Below are 14,245 nucleotides of genomic sequence, written 5' to 3'. Positions count from 1 at the left end.
TACGAAATAATACCATGATCGAACTATTTTGAAAAGAATTATTTCTGTGAACTTCATTAATACTTTTATATAAAAAAGACAAAGAAGCCGCTCCTAAGAACGGCTTCCTTACCTTCATTATATCTTTTATCACCAAATCATCAAGCTTTTGTTCCGATTGCAATCCAGTTGACAACCCCTTGCAGCTCAGGCGCATACTTGCTTCGAACAATCTGCAAGATCGCGCTGTCTCTCCATTTTTCTTGAATGATCGCGTAGCAGGACGGATTCGTCGTCGTTGCAACCAAGACATAGTTCTCATCGTCAAAAGGCTCATCGAACTCAACAACAACATCCACAAGCTCCTCCTCAACACGTATTCCGAATGAAGAAAGACCGAAATGCTGGACAGTCGTTGTTTGCTTAACGGATTGAGCAGGCTGGAGTGACAGCAGCCGCGGGGTTACTTCCTCCGATATCTGCCTTGGTTCAATCGAAGAGAACTGCAGCTGCTCACTGTCTGCGGAATTTGAAGTCAATGGGTCTGAAGCAGCATCTGGCGCTAGCAGAGTTTCACTAGCTAGGGATTCGTCTGCCGATTGGAATGGAACGTTATCTATAAACGGAGAAGTCAAAGCAGACAATCGAGCAATCAACCCCGGCTCCAAATGAATAGCCGAAATGCTGCCGGGCATTAAATGATAGCCGGAGATGGACTCCTGCTTAATGTGCAGCCCGTCAATAGAATCGTTGCTCAGATGCTCTGTGGTTACGGCACCCGAGGCTATTTTGTCCCCGGTTATAGAACCGTTCTGCAGCTTCGCTCTGGTTACCGAATCAACCGCAAGGTGACGGTTCTCTACGGCATTTGGCGCCAGCTTCGAGCCCGTTACCGATTGCTCCTGCAGCTTCGCCGTTCCTATAGCCTCCACAGCCAGATGTCGGCTCTCTACTGAACCCGTCCCCAGCTTCGCGCTGGTCACGGACTGATCCTGCAAGTTCTGGGTGCTAATTGCACCCAAAGCTACTTGTTCACTGCCTACGGAGCCTACGGAAAGATGCTCTACGTTGACCGAGGATGAGGCTAGCTTCGAAGATGTCACGGAGCCTTCCTGCAGCTGTTCGGTTCCAATCGATTCAGCGGCTATATGCTCGCTGCCGATGGCACCTCCGGTCACATGCTCCGCAAACACAGTACCAACAGCCAGCTTGGAAGCTGTTACCGCGCTATCACGCAATTGATCGGCGCCTACGGCCCCAACAGCAAGATGCTCCGACTCCACTGAGCCAAGCGACAGCTTCGAGCCCGTGACGGCGGCATCTTGCAACTGCTCGCTGCCAACGGCTCCCTCACCTAGCTCGACGCTCCCTACGGCTCCAGCCGCAATGTGCACCGTTTCTACTGCGCCTATTGCCAGCTTCAGCCCCGTGATGGAACCATCCTGCAGCTGCTCTGTTCCCACTGCCCCTTCGCTCAGCTCTTCACTGCCAACAGCACCTGACGCGATATGCGCCATTTCAACCGCACCTGCCGCCAGCTTCGAGCCCGTCACCGCACCATCCTGCAATTGCTCTGTTCCCACGGCCGCTTCACTCAGCTCTTCACTGCCAACAGCACCGAACGCTATGTGCAAGGATTCTACTGCGCCTGTCGCGAGCTTCCGCCCTGTGATGGCTCCATCTTGCAGATGTATCGTTCCGACAGCTCCCTCACTCAGCTCTTCAGTCCCGATTGCTCCAAGAGCGATGTGCTGGGATTCCACAACGCCCAGCGCAAGCTTCGAACCCGTTACTGCTCCTTCCTGCAGCTGATCTGTACCGACAGCTTTATCGCTAAGCTCGCTGCTCCCTACAGCTCCAGCTGTGATGTGCACCGACTCCACTGCACCCTCGGCCAGCTTCGAACCTGTGACGGCTCCTTCCTGCAGTTGCTCTCTGCCGACCGCTCCTTCGCTAAGCTCCTCGCTCCCTACAGCCCCAGCTGTGATGTGCACCGAGTTCACTGCGTCCACAGCCAGCTTCGAGCCCGTGACGGCACCCTCCTGCAGCTGCTCCGTTCCCACGGCTCCTTCACTTAATTCTTCGCTCCCGATTGCTCCTGTAGCGATGTGCACCGAACCGATCGCACCGGGAGCCAATTTGGACCCCGTCACCGAGCTATCCAGCAGCTGCACATTTCCTACTGAACCTTCGCTTAATTGTTTGCTGCCAATAGCGCCATCCCTTAGGTGAGCTGAGTCGACCATGCCTAATTCCAGCTTGGATGCCGTTACCGACCGTTCCTGCAGCTGATTCGTGCCTACTGCTCCCGCTAGCAGATGGTTTGAGCTGATAGCATTAAAAGCCAGCTTCGAACCCGTTACTGCTCCTTCCTGCAAATGCTCCGTACCGACAGCTTCTTCACGAAGTTCACCACTACCTACGGCTCCCTCGGCCAGATGAGCCGATTTCACCGCTCCAAGAGCAAGCTTTGAGCCCGTAACCGATTGCTCCTGCATCTGTTTCGTTCCCACTACGCCTTCGACCAAATGCGTCGACTCGACTGAGCCTGAAGCCAACTTCGAGCCTGTGACGGAGTGGTCCTGCAATTGCTCGGTTCCTACTGTTCCTACGGATAAATGAACTGCCTCTACTGCGCCTGTTGCGAGCTTGGAGCTCGTTACTGACTGATCCTGCAGCTGCTGAGTCCCTACCGTTCCCTCGGATAGATGTCTGGCTTCTACCGCACCAGAAGCTAGTTTGGTGCTGGTTACCGACAGCTCCTGCAGTTGATCCGTACCTACCGTTCCTTCCGATAAATGCTCCGCTTCTACTGCGCCTCTTGCAAGCTTAGCTGCGGTAATGGATCGTTCCTGCAGCTGGTCGCTGCCGACGGCTCCTTCAGCAAGATGGAAGGTTTGAATCACCCCTCCTCCAAGCTTGGATGCTGTGACAGCTTGCTCCTGTAGCTGGTCCGTGCCTACGGATTCTTTTCCCAGTTGATCATTCCCTACAGCTTCAGCGCTAATATGCCTTGTTTCAACAGCCCCCAGCTCAAGTTTAGAACTTGTTACCGATTGATCCTGAAGGTGAACCGTTCCAATAATTCCCGGAACGAGGTGGGAAGATTTCACAGCTCCTGAAGCCAAATGCTCGCTCAGTACAGCACTATCAGCAAGCTTCTCCGAAGTTACGGCGCGGTCTGATAACTTTTCTCTAGTAATGGCTTCTGTTGCAATATGTGAAGCTTTGATAGCGGCTTTCGCTACATTCGCGGATTGGACGGAACCTACTCCCAAATGCTCGCCAAGCACTGCCTCGCGCCCGATTTTCTCACTAGTGACGCTCGAGTGGGCCAGCTTAGCCGTAGTTACGGATAAATTCGTCAACTTGTCAGTCGATACGGATTCACTGGCTAGCTTGGAGGTCGTCACACTTTGGTTAGCCATCTGACCTGAAGATACCGCACCATCTTGAATATGCTGATGCTGAATAGAGCCGAAAGCCAGCTTATCGGAAGTCACTGCTTTATCCTGAAGCTTGGATGTAACGACAGATTGATCCTGAAGATGGTCCTTACCGATAGCTTGAGCTTCAATATGGCTTGATTGAACCGCCTTTTCAGCCAAATGAGAGCTTCTCACTGCCCCCCTGACAAATGCTCGGAGGCTACCGATCTTTTGGCGATCTTTGTGGATGTGACTGCCGCATCAATCAGCTTTAAAGTATGGATCGAACCGTCGCAAAGCTGCTGCGTCCCTACGCTATGTTCCGCCAGCTTGGCAGCCGTTACCGAACCGTCCAGCAAATGGCGGGACTCTATGCTTTTTGACTGCAAATGCCTTCCTTCAATCGTTATATCTTGAACATGTGCACCTGCAATCACCTGTTTACCCAACTTCTCTGAGCTGACGGCACCGTCCTGCAGATGTTCGTTGAATACAGACTCCGGAGCTAAATGCTCTGACGTCACTTGTTTAGCGGCAATATTGCCGCTGTGAACAATTTCGCTAGACAAGTGCTCATGCAAGATGACAGAGGATTGCAAATGTTCTCTTGTTATACTCCAAGGAGCGATCTTCTCCTCCGTTACTGATTGATTTCCAAGCTTCAGCGAACCGATCTCGCCATCGGCTATTTTGCCAGCAGTGACGGATTGATCGCGAAGCTTCTCCGTTGTGACGGATAAATCTGCAAGTTTGGCCGTATTTACGATATAATTGGCCAAATTCGTCGTCTGAATCGCTCCGCTTTTGATCTTTTCGGAGGTGATGGATTGATTGAGAATCAATTCCCCCGTAATCGCTTCCTCAGCCAAATGTTTGGTATGAATAGACCTTTCAGCTATTTTTATTGCATCGATCGTTTTATCAGCCAACTTGTCGGAGGTAATGCTGTTATCCTGCAGCTTCTCGCCGCTAATTGCTCTTTCTTGGATTTTATCTCCCGAAATGGCGAATGGAGCAATGTGCTCCTCTGTAACGGATCTCACACCAAGCTTTTGTTGTGTCACGCTGCGATCTCCAAGCTTTGATGCACTCACAGCATAGTCTGCAAGCTGTTCTTGCGTTATTGCACCGCGCTTGATTTTGCTGCTATCAACCGCGTTGCGGGCAATTTTCTCCTGTGTGACGGCTTCATCAGCAAGATCGTCTGTATAAACGACAGGACTGCTGGGAGATGCTTGTTTTCTCTGCTGCAGCATAGGTTGGACCATGATGTTTTTAAGAACCGTTGACGGTTTCACCACTGCTTCTTTAGGCTTCTGCTCGCCTCTCACAACAATTTCAGGAGGGATATCCCCAGACTCCGTCTCCTTCTCTAGCTTCTCTGAATGAGCGTCAGTCTCATCTTTCTCCTGTAATGTTAAATGACTAATAGTCACATCTCCGGTTTCATCCCGGTTGGGTTTAACTACCTTATCTCTAGTTTGAACCTCGTCCAGCCATTTCAGTTCATTAAACTGATCGCTCCGCCTGCCGCCTAGCGGGGTGATTTTGGCGACATTACGGCCGCTGCGTTTCTTCATTTTGCACTTCCTCCCCGTGATGGTTCACCTGTGAATTGCTTTTACAATAGACTGTGGACCATATTGTAGTCTTTTGTAACATATGCATTCACCTAGAAGGAAGTCATTACCTTATGTAAAAATAGGCTCTAACCCAATCACTTTTTTCTATAAATTAGGCTAATCTAGCCATATTATCCGCCTACCATCGGAATTAATTGTTCCATCATCATGCCGCGAGAACCTTTAATGAATACCACATCCCCAGGTCCAGCTAATGAGCGGATATCTTTCGCCAATTCCTCCTTATGCTCATAAGCTCTGACATGGCCCAATGGAAATGTTCTGGAGGCGACCTGCGCAATCTCCGCCGATAATCGCCCTAAAGTAAGCACGTAATCCACAGCTTCAGCATTCAGCAGCTCTCCAATCTGACGATGGTATTCTATCTCCTTGTCACCCAGATTCAGCATATCGCCAAGAACCAATAGTTTGTTCCTATACCCTTCCAGCTCTTGAAAAAAAGCTAATGCCGCCTTAACGGAAGTGGGACTGGCATTGAACGAATCGTTAATCCAAGTGAATCCGCTACCACTGCTTGACACTTCCATGCGCATTCCGGATAAAATCGCTTCTCGCAAGCCTTTCTCCGTTTTCTCAGCTGGGACACCGAAATAATCGGCAACAGCAAGAGCTGCAAGCGCATTGGATACGTAATGCTTTCCCGATAATCCAAGCGAATAATGGATTTCAGGGCGCGGATGACAAGTAAAATGCGTCTCTTGTGATCCTAGCGACACCGAGAGCGGATAATAATCGTTCTGAGCAGCTGTGCCGAACCGAATGGTTCTAATCGTTTGGTTTAACAATTTATGCTTAACAGCATCCTCAAGCATGGGATCATCCCCATTGATAATCAGCGTACCCGCAGCTTCCATTCCATTACATATTTCCAGCTTAGCCTGAATGATAGCTTCTCTCGAACCTAGCTCCGCTAAGTGCGACTCACCTATTAACGTAATGACGGCAACCTCCGGGCGGCCAAGCCGGGATAGCTGATCGATTTCACCCAGCCCGCTCATCCCCATTTCAAGTACGGCAATTTCCGTATCTTCCTTCAGGTCCAGCAGAGTAAGCGGAACTCCGAAATGATTATTCATATTTCCTTCCGAGTATTGGACTTTATAAGTAGTAGCTAGGAGCGAGGACGTCCAATCCTTCGTTGTCGTTTTGCCATTGCTGCCTGTTATCCCTACTGTTCTCACCTTAAGCTGACGGCGGTACTCTCCAGCCAGTCGATGCAAAGCATCGAACGTATTTTCAACATAAATGACAGGAATACCCACTGGCGGATTCCCATGGTCGTTTTGCCACAGGCAAGCCGCAGCTCCATTGACTATTGCATTGTGAATATAATGGTGGCCATCCTTCTCTCTTATAATTGGGGTAAACAAGCTGCCGGGCCGCAAGGTACGGGAATCGATTGATACACCATAGATCTCCAGATCCCAGTGCTCCTCCAATAATCCCCATCCCTGCGTCATCCTTTCTATCTCATTTAACTTTCGATGAATCATGCCCTGACCTCCTTAACGTTCAATATTTACACGCCTTTCTCAGCCAGCGCTTCCAAAACCACTTGGCGGTCATCAAATGGATAACTGACACCACCGATTATTTGATAGGTTTCATGTCCTTTTCCTGCAATGACGACGACGTCATCGGAAGCAGCACATTGAATAGCTCGGCGAATTCCATCTTTCCTGTCTGAAATCATCTCGCAGCGGTCCTCAGCGTATCCGACTTGCTGCATTCCCTTCCGAATATCCAGCATAATGGTATCCGGATTCTCATGCCTCGGATTATCTGAAGTTAAGAAGACTCTGTCACAATACTGTGCAGCAATAGATCCCATGACAGGACGTTTGGTTCGGTCTCTATCGCCTCCGCAGCCGAATACAACAATCAATCTGCCGCGAGTAAACTCTTTAATGGTTTTCAACGCTTCCTCCAACCCATCTGGCGTATGCGCATAGTCGATCAATACGGAGAAATCTTGCCCCGCGTTAACCGCCTCCATCCGTCCTCTTACAGACTTCATATTCTCAATACCTTCAGCCAACGATTGAAGAGGGATTCTTTCTACTAATAGAGAAGCAAACGCGGCCAGCATATTATATAAATTAAATAGTCCGACTAAAGGTAGTAGAACCTTCTCTCTTTGCCCGCGAAAAGAAACTACACATTCCGTCCCTTTGGCCGTCAACCGTATATGGCTTGCCGTCACATCAGCTTCCTGCTTTATTCCGTATGTAATCACCTGAGCGGCAGTCTGTCTGCGAAAATACTCTGAAGCCTCGTCATCCGCATTAAGCACCGCGAACGCCGCTTCAGTGTCAGAAGCGTTACCAAGCCTAGCGAATAACCTTCCTTTGACCTCCCTATAAGCATCCATCGTAAGATGGTAATCCAAGTGATCCTGGGTCAAATTTGTAAAAACAGCTGTACGGAAACGTGTCCCAATCACTCTGCCCATATCCAGCCCTTGAGAGCTCACTTCCATCACGCAATAATCCGTAAGCAGGTCGGCCATCTTACGAAAGTTACGCTGCAAATCGGGAGGATCCTGAGTATTGATTGCGAAAGACAAATCTTCATTCCCGATTCGAGTCACTATACTTCCCATTAAACCTGTTGTTAAGCCTTGATGTCGGAGCAAGTGATCGATCAGATAGCTAGTCGTTGTCTTGCCGTTCGTTCCCGTAATTCCTATTACTTTCATGCGGCTGCTTGGGTAGCCATAATAACGCGCCGATAAGGTAGCCAAAGCATATCGCGCATCTTTCACATACACTCGGGGGATGGCTTCATCTGCTTCCACCTCCCTCTCCACAACAAGCGCCGCCGCTCCTTTGGATACAGCATCCTGGGCATACGGGTGGCGGTCCTCCAAAATACCATCGATTCCAGGAATGCAAACGAAGATTTCTCCCGGACTAACTCGTCTTGAATCCATTTGGATACCGGAAATCCAGACCGTGCTATCTCCTTCAATATGAAGGACGTCAAGTAAATGATCCGTTAACTCTTTTAACTGCATCTTCTATGCCTCCCATAGATGGAATACCACATTGTATTACCATCTTAATCCAAATATTTATGAACATGCGGAAAATGATGCAGCCGTTATTCAAACGTCAGAATGATGTGCTCACAAGCCAAAAAACGCTCGAACTAACATCGAGCGTCCCTACAGCAAGTCTTTTAAATCATGAACGTATTGTCTGAATTGCTCAGCCGACGGCAACGGCGGATCCAATCGGTTTAAATGTTTATTTCGACGCAGTGACCTTACAACAGGATAAGGAACGAGCAGCAACAGTCGAAGCAGCAGCTTTTCTCCCTTCGATAATGTCCGTTTACTGTCATAATACTCGACCCACCGGATCATCGTTTCCCCCTGCCAAGGAAAATTTCTATGCAATAAATGCGCCAAATCCTGCACCCGAATATGCAGTGAGGTATTTTCAAAATCGATCATTTGAATTTTACCCGCACTATTTTTCACCAAATTAGGGTAGTTGTAATCTCCGTGAACGAACGTTCGCAGCGACTGCTCCTTCTCAATTCCTTTAACAATCCCAGGCTGCTGCAAATCAGATAATACAATGTCACAAATCGACGTCAACCGTTCCAACCCTTTGTAAGGAAGTAGTACCTCTTTATACTCTGCAATTTGTTCACCCATTTTGCTATATCGGACTCTTGCTTCTGGCACTTCTCCCTCCGGAAATCCTATCGAAACCCTGTGAAACTTTGCTAAAGTACGTACCGTCTTTTTGAAATCGGATCTGGATGTTAAATCAGGCTGTCTGCCAACAGCCCAATTGGTTATCATACCATAAGCAGAACCCCTTGCTATCCAAAATGCTTGATCTAGTGTTGAAAGCAATGTAGGGCTTTTTTCGAATCCCGCCGCTGATAATTGGAGGAAAACCTGACTAATAAAACGCAGCTCGTCTTCAGGAATCTCATAAAATTTTAAACAAAGATGTCCATGAGACATCGTTTTTAAATGGTACACGTCGCGGATTTTGTACTTTTTCACAATTTGGATTCCGTACCTTGCCTCCAGCTCCCGCCAAAAGGACATGCCGTTTTCTTCCTTTCACCTGTTTTTGTCAGCCACCCATTGGTCGATCCAGCGAATCGCTTCCAGTCGTTCCTTCCAGGTTTCCTTTAATATTTTGAAGGAACCTGATGATTTACCTTTTGTAATTCTTTGGACAACGTACAGAGCCTCACGAGGCACCCTGTATAACGCGCCAATCAATATGCGTTCAATCGGCTGCAGCGGTTTAATGAATTCATAACCACTAAGAACAGCTTTCATCTTATCCTGTTGATAATTCGTCGTATTCAGCAGCAGCTTGACTAGTTCCTCGTAAGTCGATCCCCAGCCCGAGCGATCCCAATCCACCAAGTACAATCCATCCGGGCAAATAATAACATTCGGCACTGTTATATCTCCATGCACTATAGACGGAGCAGCACGCTCCTCTCGCCATAAAGGCTTCATATCATGCTTACGAATGCGGTACCACGCTTCTTCGGCTAATTCCGCACACTGTTCCCCGTGCCTCCTAAACCATCTGCCAATAGGATCTGGTCTCTGCTGACACGGCTTCAATTGCTGCTGAAAATGTTGGTAGTGTAACTTCAAAAGTCTAATACGCGCACGTGTGCTGCTGAGAGTAAGGTCTCCACCGGGTAATCCTTTGGTCAGCGAATGAAGATGGGCTACTGAATTGCCCAATTCCTCGTAATCCCGCTCGCTTTGCAATTCTCTTCCTTGCACCCATTGCGTTACATAATACCTTTTGCCTTTATAAATCTTCCATATTTTGCCTCTTTTAGTTAACCTCCACTTAGGCATTTGCGGGTAGCCAAGAGCCATCAAATGCTCTATGCTTTTCGTCAGCTGCCTCAAATGCCGAGTAGGCTCAAGAAAAGGCTTTACGTAAGGTTTAATCAAGTAATCTCCCTGATCCGTTTCCGCTCGAAAAGCAACGTTCTTCTTGTAAACCGAATCATAAGATTCGATGTTCTTCAACTGTAAATCATAGCTTCGTGCCAGCTTTCTAAACGTTTTCCCCATACGTATCATCATGTTGTTCGTGTTCACTCCAAATCTATACAGGCATTTATACGTTATTTTATTCCGGTATAAATAGACAGCAACGGGCAGCAGACTATAATGAAACGAATGTCACGGAAATATTGTGAATAAAAAAAAGAGCTTGCACGGTTTTAACCATGCAAAGCTCTTCTTTCAATCTATTTATTGGTAAAAAAAGGCCGTTCCCATCAGTGCCGAGACGGATAGCACCACCAGAGGATGAAGCCGGTATTTCACGATACCTATAACCGCTAACGCAAAAATAATGATTTGAGCCAGCGTGTGGCCGTTAAGGCCAAGCAGCGTTTGTCCGTTCACCCCTACGCGGTAAGCTGCAAATACAACCATAGCTGCGACCATCGGCTTCAAGCCGTAAAAAATCGTCTGCATAAAGCTGTTATTTCCTTTTTTATAAAAGAACAAGGCCAGTACAATAATAATAAGGAAAGAAGGAAGAATCATTCCGATAACGGATATGATAGCCCCGGGCAGCCCTGCCGTATTGAACCCTACAAGCACTGCGCTGTTCGTAGCGATTGGACCTGGTGACATGCCCGCCAACGAAACCGCATCGGCAAAGCGCTCCGGAGTCATCCAGCTATGACTCAATACAACCTCATGCTCTATGACAGAAAGAATGGCATAACCGCCGCCGAAGGAAACCAGTCCTATTTTGAAAAATGTAAAAAATAATGCAAGAAGCATGTGTTATTGCCCCCTTTCCGCAATCCGTCCAATCATATTCCGTCACCCCAAATATATTGACCGGCTGCCGGTGCGGGAGTCGGGATTTCCTGTTTTTTAGCATCTGCTGCCACGACGGCTCCAAGTTTTTCCTTCCATTTAAACGCAATGACCCCTACCAGCGTTCCAATCAACAGCAATATGGCCGGATGAACGCCTGAGAACATCAATGCAGCCAACGCACCCAAAATAATGAGGAGTGTCGTCTTATCATGAACGGCAGATCTCCACATCCGCCATCCGGCTACTGCAATGAACGCCACCACCGCTGCATGAATTCCTTCAAATGCAGCCGCTACCTTCTTCGAATCTTGTACTGCAGAATATCCTATAGTTAAAATGAGCATAATGACAAACGTAGGCAATGATATTCCCATAACGGCTGCAATGGCGCCTTTAATCCCAGCCAATCGATATCCGATGAGTGTTGCCGCATTCACACCAATTCCGCCAGGTGCGGAACCTGCAATAGATAATGCCCCGCTAATTTCGTCAGCGTCCATCCATTGGCGCTGTTCTACGATCTCTTTCTCTATGGCTGGAATCATCGCATAGCCGCCGCCGAACGTAATCGGACTGATTTTACAAAAGGACCAAAACAATTCCCACAGTAAAGACGCCTTTCCTTTTTCTCCCCTTTTCATGATGAAGCATCCCCCTGTCCGAACCTTTATAACTTCATTATAAACTACTTATTATCTTTTTGGAATAAACTTTAGCATAAAAGTTATTTATTCTTCTAGATAAGTTCATTTATAAAGAAAAAAGGCCGAATAAGCCTCTTTATTCAGCGGAATACTATGAATTAATTTCTAACTTAAATTCATTTTAGTTTTTTTGTTTTTCGATATACATCCAGCCACCTAAGAGCCGTATGATCCCATGTAAACCTTTCTTTCACCCTGTTAATACTAGCGCCGCCCATCTTTTGAGACAAATCATCATCGGTCAAAAGTGTGCAAATCCATAACGAAAGCTCCTTGCTTAATAAAGGAACGTCGATTAAATATCCAGTCTCCCCATGCTCAATGATTTCCTTCATCCCCCCAGCCCTCGTTGCCACTACCGGCACACCTGCAGCCATTGCCTCTACATTGACAAGACCAAAGGCTTCTTTGTTATCCGACGGTACGACCAATACGTCAGCCAAGCGATACCAGGATGAAATTTCGGTATGAGGAACATAGGGTATGAAGCGAACGTGCTGAGGCATCGCATTACCCAATTGGTACAAGTCTTGAACATACTCAGTCACTCGATCGGAACCATAATGAGCACTCCCAATAACCAGCAGCATGGCATCAGGCACTTGTGCGGCAATTTGCGGCATCGCTTGCAGCAAATGATGGACTCCTTTGATTTCAATCAGCCTTCCTACGTATAAAATGATTTTTTTGCCGGTCAGCCCTAGCCTCTGAAGCATTTCCTCACGTTCGGATAGTCCCTCATACGACCAACGCGATACAAAGCTATCCATGTCCACCCCAAGATGATTTACTATTAGCTTTCGCCTCGTTTTAGGAACCATGAGAATCATCTGTTCCTTAATAAATTCGCTGTTCACGATGATTCTATCTGCCGCAGCCAAACAAGCCCGCAGCTCCGCTTTGCCGATATGTGGCTTCGATACGAATGTAAGAGAATGAAGCACAAGCCATAACCTGGCCTTAGGAAACATTCGACGGAGATGCCGAACGAATCTTGGCCGGTTTTCAACCTGAATCACTTGAGGACGGTAATGAACCAGCTTTCGTGCCACTTGTCGGATATAGGATTGCTGAGAAGTGGCTCCAACCCTAACATAGCGAACCCCGTCGATAACCTCTTTTCGGGGATATCCTTTGGTTATTTTGCCAAAAACAACCGGACCTACTTCTTGCGTCAATCGCTTGGCGACCTGTTCGATCACAAGCTCCACTGAGCTGCTCTCCGCTGAAGGAATAACAAACGAACCCGGTGACACGATAGCGATTACAGGACGATCCATGCTGCCGCCTCCTCCGAATAAACTGCTTATCCTGCAATATATTCAAACAGGTAAGGGTGCGGAACAACCCAGGTACAGATCATCCCTTTTTTGCCAATAGAAAGAGAGGAGGAAGGGACAGGCGCCCCAAGGTTCAATCAATGCCCACCGCACCTGTCCATACTGAATAGATCGCTACAGCATATGCTGTACCATGACTCCGTTGGGGCAAGGCCAGTTTGTGAGGGAAAAGGAGTGAGTTCATGCAGCCATCCTATGTAGGTATTCTTATTAACGATAAATTGTACAGTCGTCTCTCAACTGGAGGAACAAAATACGAAGCTGTAGGTTTTTATGTGGAAGCAGGCGCGAAATACGGTCTAACCCCCTGCTTTTTCCGCATACAGGATGTCCGATCCGGTAATCCGTGCATCAAAGCGTTTGTGAAGGAAAACGGCCGTTTTATCCGAAAAACCATTCCGATGCCGCTTGTCATCCATAATCGTGCGATTTATCCAGGACAGCGAGAGCACAACGAATTATCCTCTTGGGTTTACAGCGGAACCCAATTATTCAACCAATGGAATCGCTACGGTAAGCTGGAAACTCATCAGCTTCTCATGAATGATGAATCTCTAAGACCTCATCTTCCAGGAACATTCGAAGCAACAGAGGCTAATATAAATATTATGATGGAGCAGTATGATAAGATGATTATTAAGCCTGACCGCAGCAGCGTCGGGCGTGGTGTCATGTTGCTGCAGCGAGCAGGCGATGGCTGGAAGCTTACTTATCCGGCAAGTTTGGGCGTTCATAATAAAAAGTGGCTGAACCTGAAGTTCAAAGGTCCACGACTCCCCTCTTTTCTAAAGCAAAGATTCCGTAAGATGAAATATATCGTCCAGCAGCACCTACCGTTGGCCACCTATCAAGGTAAGCCCTTCGACATGCGCGTCTCCGTCCAGCGAGATGGAACGGGCGAGTGGCAGGTAACCGGCCTAGTAGTCAAGGTTGCTGCGGCAAACCGATTTTTAACGAATGTGGCGCAAGGCGGATCTGTGCACCAGCTTCAACCGATATTAGCTGAAGAATACTCCTACCTCCCGCATGATGGGATTATCGAATCGATCCACAGCTTCTCTCTTCGGATCGCCAAACAGTTAGGCACCTGTCTGCCTCACATGGCCGATCTGGGACTGGATATTGGGATAACGACGGAAGGATTTCCTCTTTTTATTGAATGCAACGGAAAAGATCAGCGCTACAGTTTACGGGAAGCCGGCTTGTTAGAAGAGTGGAGAGCCTCTTTTTATAACCCGATCGCCTATTCGAAATACTTGCTCGATAACTGCATAATGACAGTAGAGAGCGGCCCTTAGTTTCAGGCCGC

At 47.9% G+C, this 14,245-nt stretch carries 10 protein-coding genes; 1 reads left to right on the top strand and 9 read right to left on the bottom strand.

What is annotated here, in order from left to right:
- Positions 1-140: 140 nt before the first annotated feature.
- The 9 genes from QMA13_RS09620 to QMA13_RS09580 all read right to left on the bottom strand — a co-directional run bounded on the left by QMA13_RS09620 (position 141) and on the right by QMA13_RS09580 (position 12,876).
- Positions 141-3,602: a WIAG-tail domain gene (locus QMA13_RS09620; RefSeq protein ID WP_282941154.1), complete on the bottom strand. Its 3,462-nt coding sequence runs from the start codon at positions 3,600-3,602 to the stop codon at positions 141-143.
- The gene (locus QMA13_RS09615) at positions 3,599-4,987 is read right to left on the bottom strand and encodes a hypothetical protein (protein WP_282941153.1); all 1,389 of its coding nucleotides are present in this window, start codon (positions 4,985-4,987) and stop codon (positions 3,599-3,601) included. Before QMA13_RS09615 ends, QMA13_RS09620 begins: the two co-directional genes overlap by 4 nt.
- A gap of 173 nt (positions 4,988-5,160) precedes the next feature.
- Positions 5,161-6,543, bottom strand: coding sequence for a UDP-N-acetylmuramoyl-tripeptide--D-alanyl-D-alanine ligase (locus tag QMA13_RS09610; RefSeq protein WP_282941152.1), 1,383 nt, complete (start codon positions 6,541-6,543; stop codon positions 5,161-5,163).
- 26 nt (positions 6,544-6,569) lie between these two features.
- Positions 6,570-8,066, bottom strand: coding sequence for a UDP-N-acetylmuramoyl-L-alanyl-D-glutamate--2,6-diaminopimelate ligase (locus tag QMA13_RS09605; protein WP_282941151.1), 1,497 nt, complete (start codon positions 8,064-8,066; stop codon positions 6,570-6,572).
- Between the two features lie 150 nt (positions 8,067-8,216).
- A complete protein-coding gene (locus QMA13_RS09600; protein ID WP_282941150.1) occupies positions 8,217-9,119 on the bottom strand; it encodes an aminoglycoside phosphotransferase family protein in 903 nt (300 codons plus the stop codon).
- A gap of 15 nt (positions 9,120-9,134) precedes the next feature.
- Complete coding sequence (locus QMA13_RS09595; protein WP_282941149.1) at positions 9,135-10,136, bottom strand: phosphotransferase; 1,002 nt, start codon at positions 10,134-10,136, stop codon at positions 9,135-9,137.
- Between the two features lie 171 nt (positions 10,137-10,307).
- Positions 10,308-10,850: a chromate transporter gene (locus tag QMA13_RS09590; protein ID WP_282941148.1), complete on the bottom strand. Its 543-nt coding sequence runs from the start codon at positions 10,848-10,850 to the stop codon at positions 10,308-10,310.
- A gap of 32 nt (positions 10,851-10,882) precedes the next feature.
- Positions 10,883-11,533: a chromate transporter gene (locus tag QMA13_RS09585; RefSeq protein WP_282941147.1), complete on the bottom strand. Its 651-nt coding sequence runs from the start codon at positions 11,531-11,533 to the stop codon at positions 10,883-10,885.
- A gap of 179 nt (positions 11,534-11,712) precedes the next feature.
- Positions 11,713-12,876 carry a glycosyltransferase family 4 protein gene (locus QMA13_RS09580; RefSeq protein ID WP_282941146.1) on the bottom strand — a complete coding sequence of 388 codons (1,164 nt, stop codon included), beginning with the start codon at positions 12,874-12,876 and terminating at the stop codon, positions 11,713-11,715.
- Positions 12,877-13,118: 242 nt separating this feature from the next.
- On the opposite strand from QMA13_RS09580, the gene QMA13_RS09575 reads away from it, so the two are divergent.
- On the top strand, positions 13,119-14,234 hold the full coding sequence (locus QMA13_RS09575; protein ID WP_282941145.1) for a YheC/YheD family endospore coat-associated protein: 1,116 nt from the start codon (positions 13,119-13,121) through the stop codon (positions 14,232-14,234).
- Positions 14,235-14,245 lie beyond the last annotated feature (11 nt).

This window comes from Paenibacillus sp. RC67 (assembly GCF_030020805.1).
GTDB lineage: Bacteria > Bacillota > Bacilli > Paenibacillales > NBRC-103111 > Paenibacillus_S.
This window is presented reverse-complemented; position numbering and strand designations above follow the sequence as displayed.

What these genes read in the sequence shown, in the direction of transcription:
- QMA13_RS09580 (WP_282941146.1), bottom strand. Translation starts at nt 12,876, where the DNA reads ATGGATCGTCCTGTAATCGCTATCGTGTCACCGGGTTCGTTTGTTATT.
- QMA13_RS09590 (WP_282941148.1), bottom strand. Translation starts at nt 10,850, where the DNA reads ATGCTTCTTGCATTATTTTTTACATTTTTCAAAATAGGACTGGTTTCC.
- QMA13_RS09595 (WP_282941149.1), bottom strand. Translation starts at nt 10,136, where the DNA reads ATGATGATACGTATGGGGAAAACGTTTAGAAAGCTGGCACGAAGCTAT.
- QMA13_RS09575 (WP_282941145.1), top strand. Translation starts at nt 13,119, where the DNA reads ATGCAGCCATCCTATGTAGGTATTCTTATTAACGATAAATTGTACAGT.
- QMA13_RS09600 (WP_282941150.1), bottom strand. Translation starts at nt 9,119, where the DNA reads ATGTCCTTTTGGCGGGAGCTGGAGGCAAGGTACGGAATCCAAATTGTG.
- QMA13_RS09615 (WP_282941153.1), bottom strand. Translation starts at nt 4,987, where the DNA reads ATGAAGAAACGCAGCGGCCGTAATGTCGCCAAAATCACCCCGCTAGGC.
- QMA13_RS09610 (WP_282941152.1), bottom strand. Translation starts at nt 6,543, where the DNA reads ATGATTCATCGAAAGTTAAATGAGATAGAAAGGATGACGCAGGGATGG.
- QMA13_RS09605 (WP_282941151.1), bottom strand. Translation starts at nt 8,066, where the DNA reads ATGCAGTTAAAAGAGTTAACGGATCATTTACTTGACGTCCTTCATATT.
- QMA13_RS09585 (WP_282941147.1), bottom strand. Translation starts at nt 11,533, where the DNA reads ATGAAAAGGGGAGAAAAAGGAAAGGCGTCTTTACTGTGGGAATTGTTT.